The organism is Micromonospora sp. WMMD964 (genome assembly GCF_029581455.1).
GTDB lineage: Bacteria > Actinomycetota > Actinomycetes > Mycobacteriales > Micromonosporaceae > Micromonospora.
In genome coordinates, this window is the sequence record NZ_CP120860.1 from 5,772,898 (window position 1) to 5,791,872 (window position 18,975).

Annotated in this window: 19 protein-coding genes; 9 read left to right on the top strand and 10 right to left on the bottom strand. The window is 73.1% G+C overall.

What is annotated here, in order from left to right:
- Nucleotides 1-244 precede the first annotated feature (244 nt).
- Both O7616_RS26270 and O7616_RS26275 read right to left on the bottom strand, forming a co-directional pair.
- Nucleotides 245-1,126, bottom strand: coding sequence for a transposase family protein (locus O7616_RS26270; RefSeq protein WP_282303345.1), 882 nt, complete (start codon nt 1,124-1,126; stop codon nt 245-247).
- Nucleotides 1,127-1,379: 253 nt separating this feature from the next.
- Nucleotides 1,380-2,192 (bottom strand): DUF3097 domain-containing protein, encoded by an 813-nt coding sequence (locus O7616_RS26275; protein WP_282304464.1) that lies wholly within the window; start codon nt 2,190-2,192, stop codon nt 1,380-1,382.
- Between the two features lie 433 nt (nt 2,193-2,625).
- Between O7616_RS26275 and O7616_RS26280 the strand changes: the two genes are divergently transcribed.
- Complete coding sequence (locus tag O7616_RS26280) at nt 2,626-3,420, top strand: hypothetical protein (RefSeq protein ID WP_282257903.1); 795 nt, start codon at nt 2,626-2,628, stop codon at nt 3,418-3,420.
- Nucleotides 3,421-3,604: 184 nt separating this feature from the next.
- Here the strand turns inward: O7616_RS26280 and O7616_RS26285 are convergent, their stop codons facing one another.
- From O7616_RS26285 to fabG, 4 genes are all read right to left on the bottom strand, one after another.
- On the bottom strand, nt 3,605-4,384 hold the full coding sequence (locus tag O7616_RS26285) for an HAD-IIA family hydrolase (RefSeq protein WP_088988620.1): 780 nt from the start codon (nt 4,382-4,384) through the stop codon (nt 3,605-3,607).
- The gene (locus O7616_RS26290) at nt 4,377-5,429 is read right to left on the bottom strand and encodes a ferrochelatase (RefSeq protein WP_282304465.1); all 1,053 of its coding nucleotides are present in this window, start codon (nt 5,427-5,429) and stop codon (nt 4,377-4,379) included. The genes O7616_RS26285 and O7616_RS26290 overlap by 8 nt, the downstream gene beginning before the upstream one ends.
- A 100-nt stretch (nt 5,430-5,529) precedes the next feature.
- Nucleotides 5,530-6,297, bottom strand: a complete 768-nt coding sequence (gene fabI / locus O7616_RS26295; protein WP_282304466.1) for an enoyl-ACP reductase FabI — start codon at nt 6,295-6,297, stop codon at nt 5,530-5,532.
- Nucleotides 6,298-6,325: 28 nt separating this feature from the next.
- Nucleotides 6,326-7,030 carry a 3-oxoacyl-ACP reductase FabG gene (gene fabG / locus O7616_RS26300; RefSeq protein ID WP_088988617.1) on the bottom strand — a complete coding sequence of 235 codons (705 nt, stop codon included), beginning with the start codon at nt 7,028-7,030 and terminating at the stop codon, nt 6,326-6,328.
- A gap of 154 nt (nt 7,031-7,184) precedes the next feature.
- Here fabG and O7616_RS26305 point away from each other — a divergent pair, with 154 nt between their 5' ends.
- The 5 genes from O7616_RS26305 to O7616_RS26325 all read left to right on the top strand — a co-directional run bounded on the left by O7616_RS26305 (nt 7,185) and on the right by O7616_RS26325 (nt 11,604).
- Nucleotides 7,185-8,411, top strand: a complete 1,227-nt coding sequence (locus O7616_RS26305) for a histidine kinase (RefSeq protein ID WP_282304467.1) — start codon at nt 7,185-7,187, stop codon at nt 8,409-8,411.
- Nucleotides 8,408-9,070 (top strand): response regulator transcription factor, encoded by a 663-nt coding sequence (locus O7616_RS26310; RefSeq protein ID WP_282304468.1) that lies wholly within the window; start codon nt 8,408-8,410, stop codon nt 9,068-9,070. The genes O7616_RS26305 and O7616_RS26310 overlap by 4 nt, the downstream gene beginning before the upstream one ends.
- A 98-nt stretch (nt 9,071-9,168) precedes the next feature.
- Nucleotides 9,169-10,095 carry an alpha/beta hydrolase gene (locus O7616_RS26315; protein ID WP_282304469.1) on the top strand — a complete coding sequence of 309 codons (927 nt, stop codon included), beginning with the start codon at nt 9,169-9,171 and terminating at the stop codon, nt 10,093-10,095.
- Nucleotides 10,092-11,324, top strand: a complete 1,233-nt coding sequence (locus O7616_RS26320) for an acyltransferase (RefSeq protein WP_282304470.1) — start codon at nt 10,092-10,094, stop codon at nt 11,322-11,324. The genes O7616_RS26315 and O7616_RS26320 overlap by 4 nt, the downstream gene beginning before the upstream one ends.
- 124 nt (nt 11,325-11,448) lie before the next feature.
- Entirely contained in the window at nt 11,449-11,604 is a 156-nt protein-coding gene (locus O7616_RS26325) for a hypothetical protein (RefSeq protein ID WP_167393634.1), read from the top strand.
- Nucleotides 11,605-11,703: 99 nt separating this feature from the next.
- Here O7616_RS26325 and O7616_RS26330 read toward each other — a convergent pair whose 3' ends face one another.
- From O7616_RS26330 to O7616_RS26340, 3 genes are read right to left on the bottom strand one after another with little or no spacing between them, the layout of a single operon-like run.
- The gene (locus O7616_RS26330; protein WP_282257889.1) at nt 11,704-12,654 is read right to left on the bottom strand and encodes a VWA domain-containing protein; all 951 of its coding nucleotides are present in this window, start codon (nt 12,652-12,654) and stop codon (nt 11,704-11,706) included.
- Complete coding sequence (locus O7616_RS26335) at nt 12,651-13,652, bottom strand: DUF58 domain-containing protein (RefSeq protein ID WP_282307731.1); 1,002 nt, start codon at nt 13,650-13,652, stop codon at nt 12,651-12,653. The genes O7616_RS26330 and O7616_RS26335 overlap by 4 nt, the downstream gene beginning before the upstream one ends.
- Nucleotides 13,631-14,737, bottom strand: coding sequence for a MoxR family ATPase (locus O7616_RS26340; RefSeq protein WP_282304471.1), 1,107 nt, complete (start codon nt 14,735-14,737; stop codon nt 13,631-13,633). The genes O7616_RS26335 and O7616_RS26340 overlap by 22 nt, the downstream gene beginning before the upstream one ends.
- A gap of 241 nt (nt 14,738-14,978) precedes the next feature.
- On the opposite strand from O7616_RS26340, the gene O7616_RS26345 reads away from it, so the two are divergent.
- From O7616_RS26345 to O7616_RS26355, 3 genes are all read left to right on the top strand, one after another.
- Entirely contained in the window at nt 14,979-15,209 is a 231-nt protein-coding gene (locus O7616_RS26345) for a hypothetical protein (protein ID WP_282304472.1), read from the top strand.
- A 242-nt stretch (nt 15,210-15,451) separates the two neighbouring features.
- Nucleotides 15,452-15,988 (top strand): PH domain-containing protein, encoded by a 537-nt coding sequence (locus O7616_RS26350; RefSeq protein ID WP_282307733.1) that lies wholly within the window; start codon nt 15,452-15,454, stop codon nt 15,986-15,988.
- A gap of 220 nt (nt 15,989-16,208) precedes the next feature.
- Complete coding sequence (locus O7616_RS26355) at nt 16,209-17,633, top strand: PH domain-containing protein (RefSeq protein WP_282304473.1); 1,425 nt, start codon at nt 16,209-16,211, stop codon at nt 17,631-17,633.
- Between the two features lie 148 nt (nt 17,634-17,781).
- Here the strand turns inward: O7616_RS26355 and O7616_RS26360 are convergent, their stop codons facing one another.
- On the bottom strand, nt 17,782-18,867 hold the full coding sequence (locus O7616_RS26360; RefSeq protein ID WP_282257883.1) for a phosphatase PAP2 family protein: 1,086 nt from the start codon (nt 18,865-18,867) through the stop codon (nt 17,782-17,784).
- Nucleotides 18,868-18,975: the final 108 nt, after the last annotated feature.

Below are 18,975 nucleotides of genomic sequence, written 5' to 3' on the forward strand. Positions count from 1 at the left end.
ATGCCTGCCCGACCCGCGCCACGCCTCGCCCCGCCCATGCCTGCCCGACCCGCCCCCGTGCCCGCCCCAAGATCCGCACAACATCAGGGATGTTGCTGCCTCGGAGCGCGATGAGGCAGCAACATCAGGGGGGTAGTTCCATCCTGAGTTGGCTGGTCAGGGGGTCTTGACGGTTGGTGGTGGTGGGTGGGAGGTCCAGGTTGGTGGTGAGGTGATCTTTGGGTTGATCGTTTGCCGTGGGTGGTTAGCGGGTGGTGTGGGTTTGGGTGAGGACGGTGAGTGCGCGGATCAGGGTGGTGGCGTGGTGGTGGTTGCCGCGTAGTCGGTCGAGGATTCGCCAGTTCTTGAGGTCGTTGAAGGCGTGTTCGTTGGTTGCTCGTTCGCGGCTGATGAGGGTGTTGACGATTGTTTGGTGGCGGGTGAGGGGTTTGCCGCGGGCGGCGCGGCGGCCGGTGATGATGGTGGGTTGGTCGTGGGGGTGGCCGGGGTGAGCGCCGCGGGGGCGAGGTGTGTGGCTGATGCCGGGTTGGTCGTCGAGGCGGGTGAAGCCGAGGTCGCAGATGGCGGCGAGGTCGGCTGCGCGTAGGTGTGCGGGGATGCGGTTGCGGCGGGCGGCGGTGATTTCCGCGGTGCGTGCGGGTAGGGCTGCGGAGGTCCAGAGCAGGTTGCCGTTGAGGTCGGTGATGGCGAGGACGAGTAGGCCGAAGGTTTTGTGTTTACCGCTGTAATGGGTGCGGCGGCGGTGTCGGTCGTGGGGGCGTTGGACCGGGATGAGGGTGCCGTCGAGCAGGACTACCTCGCTGTGGTGGCGGGCGCGGCGCAGGACCCGTGACAGGCGGGGCATCTCAGCGGCCAGGACAGCGATGACTTGCGCGACCCATCGACGGACGGTGGAGGCGGATATGCCGTTGCCGGCGGCCAGGTCGTGAGGGCGTTGGTTATGGCGCAATACCGCCAGCACGATCATCGCCGCGCGGTGATCGGACAACTTGCGCCATCGGGAACGCACCCGTGAGCGGTGCTGACGGATCGCGTTGACGACCAGGGTCAGGGTCTTCGTGGACAGCGCAAGGCTCGACTGGTAGACAAGCGGCGAGCCCTCGGCCACCGGGTTTTTGTGTGTCACGACCGAACACCCTGGCCGAGGGCTCATCTATCTTCTGCACGCCACACCGTCACCACCGGCAAACGATCACCGCGAAGATCACCAGCGGTTGACCTGCTCCATCCCCGCCACCCCCGCACCGTCAAGACCCCCTGACCAGCCAACTCAGGATGGAACTACCCCAGGGAAACTGCGCGGATCTTGGGGCGGGCGGCGGACGGCGGATGATGCGGGGCGGGGCGGTGAGGCGGTGAGGGAAGCCACGGGGCGGGGGTCAGGCTGGCTCGGTGACGAAGTCGATGAGGCGTTCCATGGCGTTGATCAGCGGGGTTTCCACGTCGGCGAAGCTGTTCACCCGGGACAGGATGTGCCGCCACATGTCGGCGGGCTCGGCGACCCCGAGGGCCGCGCAGACTCCCTCTTTCCACGGTCGCCCCGGCGGCACCACCGGCCACGCCGCGATGCCCAGCGCCGCCGGCTTGACCGCTTGCCACACATCGACGTAGGGATGGCCGGTCACCAGCACGTACGGCGAGGTCACCCGGGCCACGATGCGGCTCTCCTTGCTGCCCGGCACCAGGTGGTCGACGAGCACGCCGAGCCGTCGGGTGGGGGCGGGGCCGAAGTCGCGTACGTCGGCGTCGAGGTCGTCGATGCCGTCCAACGGCTCCACGACGACACCCTCGATGCGCAGGTCGTCGCCCCAGATCCGCTCGACCAGCGCGGCGTCGTGGATGCCCTCCACCCAGATCCGGCTCGCCTTGGCGACCTGGGCCCGGACGTTGTCCACCGCCACCGAGCCGGACGCCGTGCGTCGACGCGCCGCCGGTACCGGCGCGCGGGCGGGGCGGCGCAGGGTCACCGGGCGACCATCGAGCAGGAACGCCGCGGGCAGCAGCGGGAAGTTGCGCCGTTTGCCGTGCCGGTCCTCCAACACCACCGCGCCGGCTTCGAAACCGACCACCGCACCGCAGAACCCCGAGTCGGCGTCCTCCACCACGAGGTCCGGTTCGGCGTCCACCTCGGGGGTGACCTTTCGCCGCCGCCAGTCCCCCGCCAACACGTCCTCGCCGTATCGCCCCGCCATGTCGATCACGCTAACGTCCCGACCCCCACCCCACCTCCCGACACACCGCCCCCAGCCTCCTCACCGAACGCCGCCCCGCCCAGCAGCCACCCGTCCGGACGCCCTCCGCACAGCCACGGCCTCGTCGATCATGGAGTTGTGGTGCTCCACAAACGCTTGCAACAGCCGGATATCGCCCACCAGAACCATGATCGACGCTGACCGGGGCGGGACCGGGGCGGGACCGGGGCGGGACCGGGGCGGGACCGGGGCGGGACCGGGGCGGGACCGGGCGGGCGAGGGGCGGGCGAGGGTGGGGGTGGGGGTGGGGCGGGGGCGGGGGCGGGGGCGGGGGCGGGGGCGGGGAATGGGGTGAAGGGAGCAGTTCGGGGCAGGGCGGGCGGCCGGAGCGGCAGTCGAGACACAGCCGGTGGTGACCACGTACCCTTTCGGCATGTCCACCCCCGCAACGGGCGCGGCCACACTCGCGCCGCGCCGGTCGAGCCGGTTCGTTGCCTGGGTGCGCGCGTGGCGCGCCGGGTTGGTGCCGTACGACGAAGTCGCCGACGCCATCGCCGGTGACGAGGAGCACCTCGTCGCGGACGCCCCCGGCACCTGGACCGACGTCCCGCTGGGTGCCGCGCTGCCCACCCTGGCCAAGCTCTCCCCGGACGAGATCCGCCTGGTGCTGCCCGCGCCGGGCGACCCTCGGGGGTTGCCTGGTCCCGGCGACTTCGCGGGTGCGGCACTGGTCGCGGGCGAGGCGGTGGTGGCCGGTGCACTCGGGTTGATCCCGGAGGTCCGCTCGCACACCTCCGGCTCGGGGGACTGTTTCGAGACGGTGCTGTGGCGGGTGTATCCGCTGCCCGCCAACGCCCCCGCCGCATCACTCTCGTTGCCCGGCGCCGCCGAGGCCGAGGCCGAGTTGGCCGCCGCGCTCGCCGAGACGACCGCCGCGTTGACCCGTCTCGACGTAGCTCAGTGGCGGCCCGAGTTGGCCGGGGCGCTGGCCGCGCTGCGCCGCCCCGACGGCGCCACCGACCTGCCGCCGGGCTTCGACCCACGGGCCCGCCGGCTCTTCGCCCGGGCCGCGGTGCTCGACCGGGTGCTCGCGCTGGCCGGGCACGCCGCTCCCGGGGGCGCGATCAACAACTACGAGGCCCAGCAGCGCGACGCCGCGCTTCGTCCGCTCACCGCGGCCTGCCGGCAGGCGCTGGTGGCCGCCTGCAACGCCCCACTTCGCCCCTGACCGGTCACCCACGCCACGGTGATGCCGCGCGCCCTGCATGATCGCGCTCGATCATGGATGTAGTGGCCTCCGGCGCGGACGATGACCACTACATCCCGGTTGCAGCGCGATCATCCGGGGCGCAACGCGACCACCGCACGACGCGACCACCGCAGGACGCGACCAGCCCGCGAAGGCCGGCCGGTCAGATCTCGTCGAGCAGGTCCGCGACGGAGTTGACGATCCGGGAGGGGCGGTACGGGTAGCGCTCCGCCTCGGTGCGGCTGCTGATCCCGGTCAGCACCAGGATGGTCTCCAGCCCGGCCTCCAGGCCGCAGAGGATGTCGGTGTCCATCCGGTCACCGATCATCGCGGTGCTCTCCGAGTGCGCGTTGATGGTGTTGAGCGCGGAGCGCATCATCATCGGGTTGGGCTTGCCGACGAAGTACGGCTCCACCCCGGTGGCCTTCGAGATCATGGCGGCGACCGAGCCGGCGGCGGGTAGGGCGCCCTCCACGGAGGGCCCGGTCACGTCGGGGTTGGTGCAGATGAACCGGGCGCCGTCGTTGATCAGGCGGACCGCCTTGGTGATCGCCTCGAAGCTGTAGGTGCGGGTTTCGCCGAGTACCACGTAGTCCGGGGCGAAGTCGGTGAGCACGTAGCCGACCGCGTGCAGCGCGGTCGTCAACCCGGCCTCACCGATGACGTACGCGGTGCCGCCCGGCCGCTGGTCGGCGAGGAACTGGCCGGTCGCGAGGGCGGACGACCAGATCGACTCCTCCGGCACGTCCAGCCCCATCCGGCTGAGCCGGGCGGTCAGGTCGCGCGGGGTGTAGATGGAGTTGTTGGTCAGCACCAGGAACGGCTTGCCGGAGGCGCGCATCCGGTTGATGAACTCCGGCGCGCCGGGCACCGGCTGGCCCTCGTGCACCAGCACGCCGTCCATGTCGGTCAGCCAACTCTGTACGGGCTTACGGTCATGCATCGGTGCCCCCAGCAGGTGTCGGACGGCGGGTCGGTACACAGCAGACGGTCGGGCAGGTGTCCCACATCGGCAGTTCGCCGAGGCGGCGGCGCAGGTGTGCGCCGTCCGGGTCGGTCCGTTCGGTGACCAGCTCCCGCACCATGCTCACGAAGCGCGGGTCGACGCCGGGGGTGGCGGCCCGGACGAAGTCCAGGCCGAGTTGCTTGGCCGTCTCCGGTGCCTCGGTGTCCAGGTCCCACACCACTTCGAGGTGGTCGGAGACGAACCCGATCGGGCTGACCACCACGCCGGTGGTGCCGCCCTGGGCGAGGGTGGCCAGGTGGTCGTTGACGTCCGGTTCCAGCCACGGCACCTGTGGTGGCCCGGAGCGGCTCTGCCAGACCAGGTCGTACTCCAGGTCCGGTGCGGCGGCCTGGGCCACGAGTCGGGCGGTCTCGCGGAGCTGCGCCTCGTACCGGCCGCCGTGCGGGCCGGCGTTGGCCGCCATGGAGGTGGGGATGGAGTGGGCGGTGAAGACCAGCCGGGTGGTGGCCCGCTTGGCCGGGTCGAGCTGCCCCAGGGCCGCCCGGACCGCGTCGACGTGTGGCTCGACGAAGCCGGGGTGGTCCCAGAACTGGCGCAGCTTCTCGATCACCGGGGCGTCCGGGCCGACGGCGGCCCGGGCGGCGGCGATGTCCTCCTGGTACTGCCGGCAGGACGAGTAGCCGCCGTAGGCGCTGGTGACGAAGGCCAGGGCGCGGGTGATCCCGTCGTCGCGCATCCGGGTGACGGTGTCGGCGAGCATCGGGTCCCAGTTGCGGTTGCCCCAGTAGACCGGCAGGTCGATGCCGTTCGCGGCGAAGTCGGCGCGGATGGCGGCCAGCAGGTCCCGGTTCTGCTGGTTGATCGGGGACACCCCACCGAAGTGCTGGTAGTGCTCGGCGACCTCGGCCAGCCGCTCGGGCGGCACGCCTCGGCCGCGGGTCACGTTCTGCAGGAACGGCATCACGTCCTCGGGCCGTTCCGGCCCGCCGAAGGACACCAGCACCACCGCGTCGTACGACATGGGGTCATTCTCGCCCCTCGGCCGCAACGGCCCCGCGACGCCCCCTGGTCCGGATGCGTGCGTCACGCGAACGGAGATCAGGGAGCGCCGCTGGGCAGCGTCAGGCGCCGATGGCGTGGTAGCCGCCGTCGACGTGCACGATCTCGCCGGTGGTCGCCGGGAACCAGTCGGAGAGCAGCGCCAGGCACGCCTTCGCGGCGGGCTCCTGGTCGGTGAGGCTCCAGCCCAGCGGGGCGCGTTCGGTCCAGGCCTCCTCGAACTGGTCGAAACCGGGGATCGACTTCGCGGCGATGGTGCGCAACGGCCCGGCGGCGACCAGGTTGCTGCGGATGCCCTGCTTGCCCAGGTGCAGCGCCAGGTAACGGGACGCCGACTCCAGACCGGCCTTGGCGACGCCCATCCAGTCGTAGACCGGCCACGCCTTCGTCGCGTCGAAGGTCAGGCCGACCACCGCGCCGCCGGGCGACATCAGCGGCAGCGCCGCCATCGCGAGGGACTTGTACGAGAAGGTGGAGACGTGCAGGGCGGTCGCCACGTCCTCCCAGGGCGCGTCGAGGAAGCCGCCGCCGAGGCAGCTCTGCGGGGCGAAGCCGATCGAGTGCACGACACCGTCGAGGCCGTCGACGTGTTCGCGGACCCGGTCGGCGAGGCTGGCCAGGTGCTCGGCGTTGGTGACGTCCACCTCGATCACGGGGGCCGGTTCGGGCAGCCGCTTGGCGATCCGCTCGACCAGGGAGAGCCGACCGAAGCCGGTGAGGACGACCTGCGCGCCGTTCTCCTGGGCGAGCTTCGCCACCGAGAAGGCGATCGAGGCGTCGGTGATGACACCGGTGACGAGCAGCCGCTTACCGGCGAGCAGTCCGGACATCCGGGGGTTCCTCCGTACGTAGATGGGGTCAGTGGCCCATGCCGAGGCCGCCGTCGACCGGGATCACGGCGCCGGAGACGTACCCGGCGCTGTCGGATGCCAGCCAGGTGACCACCCCGGCGACCTCGTCCGGGCTGGCCATCCGACCGGCCGGGATCGACTTGCGGATCTCCGCCTTGCGGTCCTCGGACAGGCCGGACGTCATGTCGGTGTCGATGAAGCCGGGTGCCACCACGTTCGCGGTGATGTTGCGGCTGCCCAGTTCCCGGGTGATCGAGCGGGCCACGCCGACCAGACCGGCCTTGCTGGCGGCGTAGTTGACCTGCCCGGCACCACCGGCGAGACCGACGACCGACGAGATGAAGATCATACGGCCCCACTTGGCGCGGAGCATCTTGCCGGAGGCGCGCTTGGCGACCCGGAACGCGCCGGTGAGGTTGGTGTCCACCACACCGGTGAACTGCTCCTCGGTCATCCGCAGCAGCAGCGTGTCGGCGGTCATGCCGGCGTTGGCGACCAGCACCTCGACCGGGCCCAGCTCGGCCTCGACGGCGTCGAACGCGGCGTCGACGGAGGCGGCGTCGGTGACGTCGGCGCGTACGCCGAACAGCCCCTCGGGCGCGTCGCCGCTGCGGTGGGTGACCGCCACCCGGTCGCCCTGCTTGGCGAAGGCCTGCGCGACGGCCAGGCCGATCCCCCGGTTGCCGCCGGTCACCAGCACGGTACGGGCCACTGTTCCCCCTTGCTCAGCCGATCTCAGTCGGAGGCGAGCCTAGGCGTTACCCGCAGGTAAGCGCTAACGGGAGCCGCGTCACACCGGGGTACGACACCGGGATCAACCCCTGGTGGCACGCCCTGCGGCGGGGGCGGCCCGTAGCCTCCGGGTGGTGAACTGGCGACCATCCCTGGCCCTCGATGGCCTCGGGCAGACCCTGTGGGGCCGGGACGCCCCGCCCGGTCGGCCGCTGCTGGCCCGCTGGCCCACGCTGGCCCCGTACGCCGCCCCGGTCGGCCTGCTCGCCGCGCTCGGCCTATTCCTGATCACGCTGACCGTGGAGACCGAGTGGGGCCTGCCGACGCCGATCGCGGTGCTGTTCGCGGCGATGACCGTGGCGCCGCTGCTGGCGCTGCCCCGGCGTCCGCTGCTGGCCTGGCGGCTGATGGTGCTGGCCCTGCTGATCTGCACGTTCGACGCCCCAGCGGATCAGGACTGGCCGTGGACCCCGCCACTGGCGCTCGGCTCGATCGCGGTGCTGGCGGTGGTCGTCGCGCGGGTCGACCGTCCGGTGCTGGCCTGGGTGGTGCTGATCAGCACGGTCCCGGTGCTCACGATGGTGCACCCGGACAACCGGGTCCCCGTCCTGCTGCTGCTGGGCGCGTTGGCGATCGTCGGTGACCTGGTCCGCCGCAACCGGCTGTCCCGGCACGAACTGGCCGCGCAGACCGAGCGCAACGAGCGGGAGCAGGAGCGCCGGGCGGTGCTGGAGGAACGCACCAGGATCGCCCGGGAGCTGCACGACGTGGTGGCGCACCACATGTCGTTGATCGCGGTGCAGGCGGAGACGGCCCCGTACCGGCTGACGGACGTGCCGGCCCCGACGGCTGCCGAGTTCGTCGCCATCGCCGCCTCGGCCCGCGACGCGCTGACCGACATGCGGCGACTGTTGGGGGTGCTGCGCAGCGAGACGACCGGGCCGGAGACCGCGCCGCAGCCGGACCTGAGCGACCTGGGCGCGATGGTCGACGCGGCCCGCCGGGCCGGGCTGCCGGTCACCCTGGACGCCGGGCCGCCGGACGACGGGCGGGTGCCCGCGCCGGTCGGGCTGGCCGCGTACCGCATCGTGCAGGAGGGCCTGGCCAACGCGGCCCGGCACGCGACCGGCGCCGCGGTGCGGGTCACCGTCCGCGTCGGTCCTTCCCGCCTGGAGGTACGCGTCGAGAACTCCCCGGCCGACGCCCGGCCGACCGCCGACGGTGGTCCCGGGCACGGCCTGACCGGTATGCGGGAGCGGGCCACCTCGCTGGGCGGTACGTTCACCGCCGGGCCGCTACCGGACGGGGGTTACGCGGTGGCGGCCGGGTTGCCGTACGACGCGGAGGGTGGGGACCGATGATCCGGGTGCTGATCGCCGACGACCAGGCGATGGTCCGGCAGGGCTTCGGGGCGCTGCTCGCCGCCCAACCGGACCTGCTCGTGGTGGGTGACGCCGCCGACGGCGAGCAGGCCGTCAGCGCCGCCCGCCACCTCGACCCGGACGTGGTGCTGATGGACGTGCGGATGCCGGTCATGGACGGGCTGGCCGCCACCCGCATGTTGCTCGGCGACCGCTCGGCGCAGCGACCCCGGGTGCTCATCCTCACCACGTTCGACCTGGACGACTACGTGTACGAGGCGCTGCGCGCCGGGGCCAGCGGGTTCCTGCTCAAGGACGCCCCGGCCGCCGACCTGGTGCAGGCGGTGCGGGTGGTGGCGGCCGGGGACGCGCTGCTCGCCCCGGCGGTCACCCGCCGGTTGATCGCCGAGTTCGCCGCCCGCCCGGAGCGCCGCCGTCCGCGCCCCACCGACCTGGCCGGGCTCACTCCACGCGAGACCGAGGTTCTGCGGTTGATCGCCCGGGGCCGCAACAACACGGAGATCGCCGCCGACCTGGTGGTGGCCGAGCAGACCGTGAAGACGCACGTCGGGCGGATCCTGGCGAAGCTGGGGCTGCGCGACCGGGCCCAGGCGGTGGTGCTGGCGTACGAGACGGGTCTGGTGGCCGCCGGGGAGTAGCCCCGTGGAGCCAGTCCACAGACGGCTCCCCGGGATGACGACCGAGCGCCGACCGCTCACGCACTCTCCCTCCGGACGACATTCCGGAGGGAGAAGTGATGCGACGACGAGGTGCCGGTCGGGTGGCGGTGGCCGCGCTGCTGGGCGTGAACCTGGTCCTGCCGACCCGACCCGAGCCGGTGGCGGCGGCGGGGTTCGTCGAGGCGTACCCCGTCATGGCGGCGGCGATGCTCGCGGCCGGCCGCCCGTACGCGGACTGGGCGGCCGACGGACGCCGGTTCCTGACGTTCGACACGCGTGGCGACGGCCGTGCGGTGGAGGTGTTCGGCGATCTGGTCGGCGCGGACCGGATCGCGGTGCTGGTGCCGGGGGTGGGCAGCACCCTCGCCGACTTCGACCGGGGGTTGGGCGGGGTGGCTGGCCGGGCGCCGGCGGTGCAGGCCGGGCAGCTCTACCGGGAGCTGCGGGCGACCGACCCGACGGCGCGGGTGGCGGTGCTGGCCTGGCTGGGTTACGACCCGCCGGACGGGGTGCTGACCGCAGCCGGTGCTGGCAGCGCCCGGCGCGGAGCGCGCGGGTTGGTCGTGTTGCTGCGGGAGTTGGCCGCTCGACGTCCGGCGGCGACGATCACGTTGGTAGGGCACAGCTACGGGGCGCTGGTGGTGTCGTTGGCGGCGGTCGACGCCCCCGCCCAGGTGACCGACGTGGTCAGTCTCGGCGGCGTCGGCGCCGGAGTGCAGCACACCGACGATCTGCCCGGTCGGCGGCGGTTCTGGGCGGCGGAGGCGCCGAGCGACTGGATCCGCCGCGTGCCGCCGGTGCGACTGCTCGGCCTGGGCTTCGGCCGTCGTCCCGGCGACGAGGCGTTCGGCGCACGCCCGCTGCCGGTGGTCGGGGTGGCCGGGCACGACGGCTACCTCGCGTCGGGCAGCGCCACGCTGGCCGCGGTGGCGACGGTGGCGCTCGGCGGCTCCGACGCGGTGGTGCTCGGCGGCTCCGACGCCGGGAGCGGGGACGCCCGGTGAACCGGGACCGTGCCGTCGACGCGTTGCGGGCGTACGCGATCGGCGGGGTGGTGCTGGGGCACTGGCTGGTCACCGGGTTGGTGCTGACCGGCGACGGCGGGCTGCACCAGGCCAGCCCACTGACCGCCCTGCCCGGCCTGGCCCCGGTGACCTGGGTGTTGCAGACGCTCGGGCTGTTCTTCTTCACCGCCGGTTTCGGGTCGACCCGGTCGTTGGCGAGCCATCGGGGACGGGCGGGCAGTCGGCTGGCCCGTCGGCTGCGCCGGCTGCTGCTGCCGACGGTGGCGCTGCTCGGGGTGGGCGCTGCGGTGTTGCTCGCCGCCACCGTCGCCGGTACCCCGGACGAGACCCTCGCGGTGGCGCTCCGACTCGCGATCAGTCCACTGTGGTTCCTGGTGCCACTGGTGTTCCTGGTCGCGGCGACCAGCCCGCTGCGCGCCGCCGTACGCCGCTGGGGGGTGGCCCGGACCGTCGCACCGGCGGTGGCGGTGGTCGCGGCGGTCGACCTGGCCGTGCGCCTGTTACCGGCCGGGACCGACCTGCCGCCGCTCACCGTCCTGGCGGCGTGGTCGGTGCCGTACCTGTTGGGGGTGGCGCACGCCGACGGGCGGTTGGGCGGCCGACGGACGGCCGGCACGCTGGCGGCCGGTGGGGCTGTCGCGCTCGCGGCGTTGCTGGCGCTGGGCTATCCGGCGAGCGCGGTCGGGGTGCCCGGGGCCGGGGTGTCCAACCTGAACCCGCCGTCGCTGCTGGCGGTGGCACTGGCGGTCACCCAGGTCGGACTGGGCCTGCTGGCTCGGCCGGCACTGGAACGGCTGCTGACCCGGCCGCTACCGGGCCGTGCGGTGGCCGAGGTGAACCGGTACGCGGTCCGGATCTACCTGTGGCATCAGCCGATCCTGGTGACGGTGACCGCGCTCACCGCCCGCGGCGGGCTGGCCCTGCCGGGGCTGCACACCGCGCCGGACGGCCCGGGCTGGGTGCTGGCCCGTTTCGGCTGGCTGCCACTGCTGGCCGCGGTGCTGGTCACGGTGGTGCGGACGGGTCGACCACGGCCGCCGCGACGGCCGGGCGGTGGAGGGGTTGCCGACCGGTCGGCCGAGTACGCCCCGGCGGTGTCGCCGGTGTACGATCATCGACGTTCCGGCCCGCCCGACCCGCAGGAGGTGATCGCTGTGCGAGATAGCGATCCTCCTAGTCGTGGCCGGGCCGATGGTCAGTCCCGCTGAGCCACGACTCAGTCTGGTGAGCTGACCCCGCTTCGCTCCCGACCACCTCGGTCCACGCCGAGGTGTGTATGCCGCGCCGCCCGACTCCGGGCGGTCGCCGGGAGCCGCCCGGTCACGACTTCGTGTGCGCGTCCCCACCCCCTGCGGTCCGCCCCCGCATCGCGGACCGTCCTGCCGCCACCCGGAGCCGTCCATGAGCCGCTACGTCGCCCCGCTGGGCTTCACCCTCGCCGCCGTCTGGGTGGCAGTCGTCTTCGTCCTGGCCGGCGGCGGTCACTGACCGTCCTCGGCACTCGTTCCGGTTGCCGGCGGCCGTCGTCCGCCCCGGCGGCGGCGCTGTCCGCCGCCAGCCCACCGCTCACCGCATCCGGCCCACCGCTCAGAGCATCCGCGACGACCAGAGCAGACTGAGCGCGCCCGCGCAGAGCGCCAGCAGCAACGCGATCCCCGCGTACCACTGGGTCACCTCGCGCGGCTCGGTGCGGAACCCGATCGAGCTGCCCATGTCCTGGTAGACCTGCTTCAGCTCGCTCACCGACGCCGCCTCGTAGAAGTAGCCCTCGGTGGTCTCGGCGAGGTCGGCGAGCGCCAACCGGTCCACCGGCACCCGCTGCAACTGCCCGCCGATGTCGACCTGACCGGTGTCGGTGCCGAACGCGATGGTGGAGACCGGGACGTTGGCCGCCTGAGCGGCCGCCGCCGCCTCCTCCACCGCCCGCCCGGAGGTGCGGAAACCATCGGACAGCAGCACGATCCGGGCCGGCGGGATGCCCGCCGCGCCGTCGGCCGGCACCGACCGGATCGCCTCCAGGCAGGTGAACACCGCCTCACCGGTGGCGGTCGCCTCGGCCAACACCAGCCCGTCGATGGCACTGGTCACCGCGTCCCGGTCCTTGCCCGGCGGCACCAGCACGTTGGCCGCCTTGGCGAACGACACCAGGCCCAGGTTGTAGCTCTCCGGCAGCTCGCCGACGAACTGCTTGGCCGCCTCCTGGGCCGCCTCCAGCCGATTCGGCGCCACGTCGTCGGCCTGCATGGACAACGACACGTCGATCGCGAGCATCACGGTGGCCCGCTCCAACGGCTCCTTGGTGTCCACCGCGGGCCGGGCCAACGCGCTGGCCAGCACCAGCAGGCAGAGCAGGAACGCGGTCGCCGGAACGTGCCGACGCCAGCCCAGCCCCTTCGGCGCCACCGTACGCAGCAGGTCCACGTTCGTGAACCGCATCGCGTACGCCCGGCGGTGCAGCTGCCGCCAGAGGTAGAACCCGGCGAGTGCGAGCACCGGCAGCACGGCCAGCAGCCACCACGGTTGCATGAAACGGATCATCGTGTCGTCCCCCTGGTGCGGGCGTGCCGTTGCGCGGCCACGAATCGCACCATGTCCAGCAGCCAGTCTCGGTCGGTACGCAGACGCAGGTGGGCCGCGCCGGCGCCGCGCAGGGCGGCGGCGATCGTGGCGCGTTGGGCGGCGGCGGCGTCGGCGTAGCGCTGCCGTAGGCGAGGGTCGGCGGTCTGCACCTCGTGCAGCTCGCCGCTCTCCGGGTCGACGACAGGCAGCACTCCCACGTCGGGCAGCTCCAGCTCGCGCGGGTCGACCACCTCGATCGCCAGCACGTCGTGGCGGACCCGCAGTTTGCGCAACGGCCGGGCCCACTGCTCGGGCGGCGCGAGGAAGTCCGAGACCACCACGACCACCCCGCGTCGTCGGGGCGGGCGGTTGAGCATCTCGATCAGGGCGCCCAGGTCACCGCGGCCGGGTCGGATGGTGGTGCCCGCGACGGTACGCAGGAGGCCCTGCGCCTCCTTGCGACCCGAGCGGGCCGGCAGCCGGGTGAGCACTCCGGGCCCGGCCGGCGGTGCTGCGCCCCGCCATCGTCGGGTCGGAACGGGAGCGCCGCCACCGGTGCCGATCACCGCGCCGATCCGGTTGCCACCGCGTACGGTCAGGTGGGTGATGGCAGCCGCGGCGGCGACCACCACCTCCCGTTTCAGCCACTGCCCGGTGCCGAAGTCCAGGCTGGCCGAGAGGTCCAGCGCCAGCCACGTCTCCAGCTCCCGGTCGGCCACCGTACGCCGCACGTGCGGGGTCGTGGTGCGGGCGGTGACCGGCCAGTCCATCCGGCGTACGTCGTCGCCGGGGCGGTACTCCCGGGACTCCCCCGCCTCGCTGCCCGGCCCGGGGAGCAGGCCGGCGTAGTCGCCCTGGAGCAGGCCATCGAGTTTGCGGGTGACCAGCAGTTGAAGCCGGGACAGCACGGCCTCGCTGCGGTCGGCGAGGGGGGCGGGACGAGGGGTGGGTGAGGTCACGGGCGCTGCCCGGGCCAGCCGGCGCCCGGCGGGGGCACGCTCGACGACGGGGTGGCCTGCTGCCGGGGTGCGACAGCCGGCAGGGGGATCGTCGACATCACCCGGTGCACGATGTGGTCGGCGGGCACGTCGTCGGCGAGGGCGTCGTAGCTGAGCACCAACCGGTGCCGCAGGATGTCCGGTGCGATGTCCTGCACGTCCTGCGGCAACGCGTAGTCGCGCCCCCGCAGCAGCGCCAACGCGCGGGTGGCCCGGACCAGGCCCAGCGAGGCGCGCGGGCTGGCCCCGTACTGGATCAGTTGGGCGACGTCGGGCATGCCGTGCTCGGCCGGGGCGCGGGTGGCCAACACCAACCGGACCGCGTAGTCGACGAGCGCGTTGTGCACGAAGACCTGGTCCGCCTTGCGTTGCAGGGCGATCAGCTCCGGGGTGTCGAACACCGCGACCGGCTCCGGCGGTGCCACGCCCATCCGGTAGACGATCTCCCGTTCCTCCGCGTCGGTCGGGTAACCCACCACGATCTTCATGAGGAACCGGTCGCGCTGCGCCTCCGGCAGCGGGTAGACCCCCTCCTGCTCGATCGGGTTCTGGGTGGCCATCACCAGGAACGGGTCGGGCACCCGGTGGCTCTCCCCACCGATGGACACCTGCCGTTCGCTCATCACCTCCAGCAGCGCGGACTGCACCTTCGCCGGAGCCCTGTTGATCTCGTCGGCGAGCAGGAAGTTGACGAAGACCGGCCCCAACTCGACGTCGAACTTCTCGCTCGACTGCCGGTAGATGCGGGTGCCCATGATGTCGGCCGGCACCAGGTCCGGAGTGAACTGCACCCGGGCGAAGGACCCGCCGACGACCTTGGCGAGGGTCTCCACGGCGAGGGTCTTGGCGACCCCGGGCACCCCTTCCAGCAGGCAGTGACCACGGGCGAGCAGCGCGACGAACATCCGCTCCACCATCCGGTCCTGCCCGACGATCACGCGTTTGATCTCGAACAGCGCTTTCTCCAGCAGGGTGGCGTCCTGCGCGGGTGTGGTCACCGGCGCGGGCGTCTGTGGTGCCGCCCCGTTCGGCGTCGGGGCGTCGGGCATGGTCGGCTGGGCCACCGGTCCTCCACAGCATCAATCGGTCGTCGCGGCTGGTGCGGTATCAAGACTCGCATGCCTTGCTGAGTGTCGAGGTGGGGAGAAGCCGATTTTCGCCGCGCCGTCCCCGGCGGCCGAACCGCGAAACGCGGGTGTGCACGGATCGGCCCGCCGCGTGTACGATTCATCCCGTCGCCGGGCGGCTCCCCCCGTGGTCGCCCGGCGCTCAAACTCTCCGTCCCGCCGCCCTAGACTGGCCGGGATGAGCATCCCCTCCCCCGCCGACGAGGCCCTGGTCTGCTCGGCCCGGGGCTGCCGGGCCGACGCCGTCTGGGCCCTGAAGTGGAACAACCCCCGGCTGCACGACGCCGACCGGCGCAAGACCTGGCTGGCCTGCGCCGAACACCGGAGCAGCCTCGGTGACTTCCTGGACGCTCGCGGCTTCCTACGTGCCGTCACTCCGGTGCCCGGATCGCCTACGCTCGACACGTGAGCGGCGACCCACCGGCTTCCCCCGGCCCCACCTCCCCGACCTGGCCGCCCGCCCCGGCCTCCGCACCACCGGGCGTCGAGCCGCCGCCCGGCGCGTTTCCGGCACCCGGCACGCTCGGCCCGGAGCCCGCCGCGCCCGACGTCTCGTCACCGGCGCCGCTGCCACCGGGTGCGCTGCCACCCGGTCACCGTCCGGGGCCCGCCGCCGACCAGCGGGCCCCCGACCTGCCCGCACCCGGCCTCCTGCCGGCCGCCCCCGACGCTCCCGGCCCGTCCGGTCCTGTGCCGGGGCGGGGGCCGTTGGAGCCCTGGCCGAGCACTGTCAACTGGCAGCCGATCTCCACCGACCTGATCTGGGTGGAGTTGATCCGGCTGGCGATCGTGGTCGCTGTCGGGCTGGCGGTGACGGCCGTGGGCTGGGCGCTGAGCGGCCACTGGCTGTTCGGGTTGGCCGTCGCCGTCGTCGCGCTGCTCGGTGGGTGGCGCGCCATCGCGATCGTCCGCGCCGTGCGGGCCTGGGGGTACGCGGAGCGGGAGAACGACCTGCTGGTCCGGCACGGGCTCCTGGTCCGGCGGCTCTCCATCGTTCCGTACTCGCGAATGCAGTTCGTCGACGTCAGCGCCGGGCCGTTGGAGCGCGCCTTCGACCTGGCCACCGTGCAGCTGCACACGGCCGCGGCGGCCAGCGACGCCCGGGTGCCCGGGCTGCGGCCCACAGAGGCGTCCCGGCTACGCGACCGGCTCACCGCGCTCGGCGAAGACCGGGCGGAGGGCCTGTGAGCGCGAGGAGTGAGCCGGGTTTGCGAGCCCCGCAGTCGCGAACGGACGGCGGCCCGGCGAGCGCGAGGAGTGAGCCGGGTTTGCGAGCCCCGCAGTCGCGAACGGACGGCGGCCCGGCGAGCGCGAGGAGTGAGCCGGGTTCGCGAGCCCCGCAGTCGCGCCCGGCGACCACCCGAGCGGTTGTGCGACGCGCTGACCCTGGGCGGCGAGGGCCGGCCCGATGAGCGAGGGGCCTGCCGAGCCGAGCACCGTGCCACCCGCCGTCTCGACACCGCACGACTCGGTGCCGCCGGCCGCATGGCCGACACCGGCGGAGGGCGGCGACGGCGAGCCCCGGCAACGTCTGCACCCGCTCAGCCCTGTCCTGCACGGCGCCAAGTCACTGGTCGTGGTGATCGCCGGGTTGTCCTGGTCGACGCTGTCCCGGGTGGGCTTCGGCTGGTTCGCCGCCATGGTGGCGGTGCTGGCGCTCGGCGCGACAGTGCTGTCGGTGGTGAGCTGGTACAACACCGGCTACCACGTGGTGGGCCGCGAGCTACGGGTGTACGAGGGGCTGCTCTGGCGGCGTACCCGGGCCATCCCGTTGGAGCGCCTGCAGGCCGTGGAGGTGGTCCGGCCGCTGCTCGCCCAGCTCACCGGCCTGGCCGAGCTGCGGCTGGAGGTGGTCGGTGGCGGTAAGACGGAGGCGCCCCTGGCGTACCTCGGGGTGGCCGACGCGGCCCGGCTGCGCGCTCGGCTGCTGGAGCTGGCGGGGCGGGTGGCGCAGGCCCCGGCACCGGAGCACGCGACGTCCGCGGCGGTCCCGGGAGCACCGGCGCCGACGGTGGCCGCGCCGGGCCGACCACTGCACGCGGTACGCAACCAGAGCCTGCTGATCAGCCAACTGCTCACGCCGCAGGCGTTCCTGCTGCCGTTCGGTGTGGCGTTCGTCGTGATCCAGTTCCTCACCGCCGGGTCGTGGTCCTTCGTCGCGGTGGCGAGCACGCTGACCGCGATGGCCGGTGTGCTGCTGCAACCGGTGCGCCGGGTGCTCGACGACTGGAACTTCCGGCTGGCCCGCGACGGCGGCACGTTGCGGGTGCACAACGGCCTGCTGGAGACCCGTTCGCAGACCGTGCCGCTGGCCCGGGTGCAGACCGTACGGGCCACCTGGCCGCTGCTGTGGCGGGTCAACGGTTGGCTGCGGTTGCGCCTGGAGGTGGCCGGGTTCTCCGTCGCGGAGGCCGACGACCGCAACCGACCCGACCGCCTGCTGCCGGTCGGTGACCTGCCGACCGCGACGATGATCGTCGCCGAGGTGCTCCCCGGGGTACGCCTCGACACCATGACGCTGAGCCCTCCGCCGTCCCGGACCCGGTGGCTGCACCCGTTGGGCCGACGCGCGCTCGGTGCGGGGCTGTTCGAGGAGGTGTTCGCCACCCGCTCCGGGCGGCTCACCCGCCAGTTGGTGATCGTGCCGTACGCCCGTATCCAGAGCGTGCGGGTGGTGCAGGGGCCGATCCAGCGCCGCCTCGGGTTGGCCTCCGTGCACGTGGACACCGCGGGCGGCTCCGGCGCCACCGCCCAGGACCGCGACCTGACCGAAGCCTGGGCCCTGGCCGCCGACCTGACCCACAGAGCCCACCAAGCCCGCCACCGCCCCTAACCCCCACGCCCCGCTCGTGTTGATCAAGACGTTTGCGTCACCGCACCCGCGATTCCTGACGCAAAGCTCTTGATCAACAGGGGCGGGCCGCCGAGGGCGGGCGGGCCGCCGAGGGCGGGGGCACCGGGAGGGGTGGGCACGCCCGGGGTTAGTGGTCGGCGGGGATTTGGGGGTCTGGGCTGGTGGGGGTGGTTTGTTTGCGGGGGGACGGGGGTTCGCCGGTCGGTGTTTCGGGGGTGGTGGCGGGGGGTTCGGGGGGCGGTTGGGTTCGGGTCTTCGGGTGACGGACCCGCCACGCGGCCCAGCCACGCTCGGCCAGGCCGACCACCAGGAAGGTCAACCCGACGTACGCCCAGCCGACCAGCACGTCGATCACGTAGTGCTCGCCCGAGTAGACCAGGGTGAAGGTCATCGCCAGCGGGTACGCGAGCAGCAGCGGCCACCAGCGGCGGCGGGTGCTGGTCAGGAAGAACAGCACCACGAACAGCGCCCACGCGGTGTGCAGCGACGGCATCGCGGCGACCGGGTTGGAGGCGATCTGACCGGCGTTGAGGACGTTGCCGGCACCGTGCATGCCGAACGCCTTCCAGCCCCGGGTGGAGATCCGGGCGACCTCGGTGAGCAGCCCGTTCTGCGCGGCCCACCAGGGCGGGGCGGCCGGGTAGAGGAAGTAGGTGACCAGGCCGGCGGCGCAGAGGAAACCCCAGCGCCGCATGTACGCGGCCCAGCGGTGCCGGTCACGCAGCCACAGCACCGCGGCGGCGGCGAGCGCCACCACGAAGTGGGAGAAGTACACCCAGCTCGCCGCGACGTCCCACCAGTGCACCTGCGGGTGGTAGAGGTGCTGCTGCAACCAGACGGTCGGCACCTCCCCGCCGGTGGCCCAGCCGAACATGAACCGGTCGGCGACGATCAACTCCATCGCGTGCGGGGTGGCCCCGTTGTCGGCGAACCCCCGGGAGAGGTTGTAGACGACGAACAGCAGCACCACCGGCACCCAGTCCCGGGCGAAGCGCAGGTGGCTGCGCCACGGTCGCTCGCTGTTCCAGGCGATCGTCGCCGCCCAGATCCAGACGAAGGCGTACGCGGGGTCGGTGGGCAACCCGATGGCCAGCCACGCGACGACGAAGGCGACCGCCCAGACGGTCATGGCGACGACGCGCCGACGACCACCGTCCGGGGACGCGGGTGGGTCGGTCCGGGCGGGGGGCTGGGGGTCAGTCACGACGGCCATCGCCGTCAAGGTTAACGACGGGTACGGCATCGACCGACGGGGACCACCCGGCGGGCCCGCGCACAGGTGGGAGACGGTGGGTGTCGGGATCGCCGGGCGCGTGCTCGA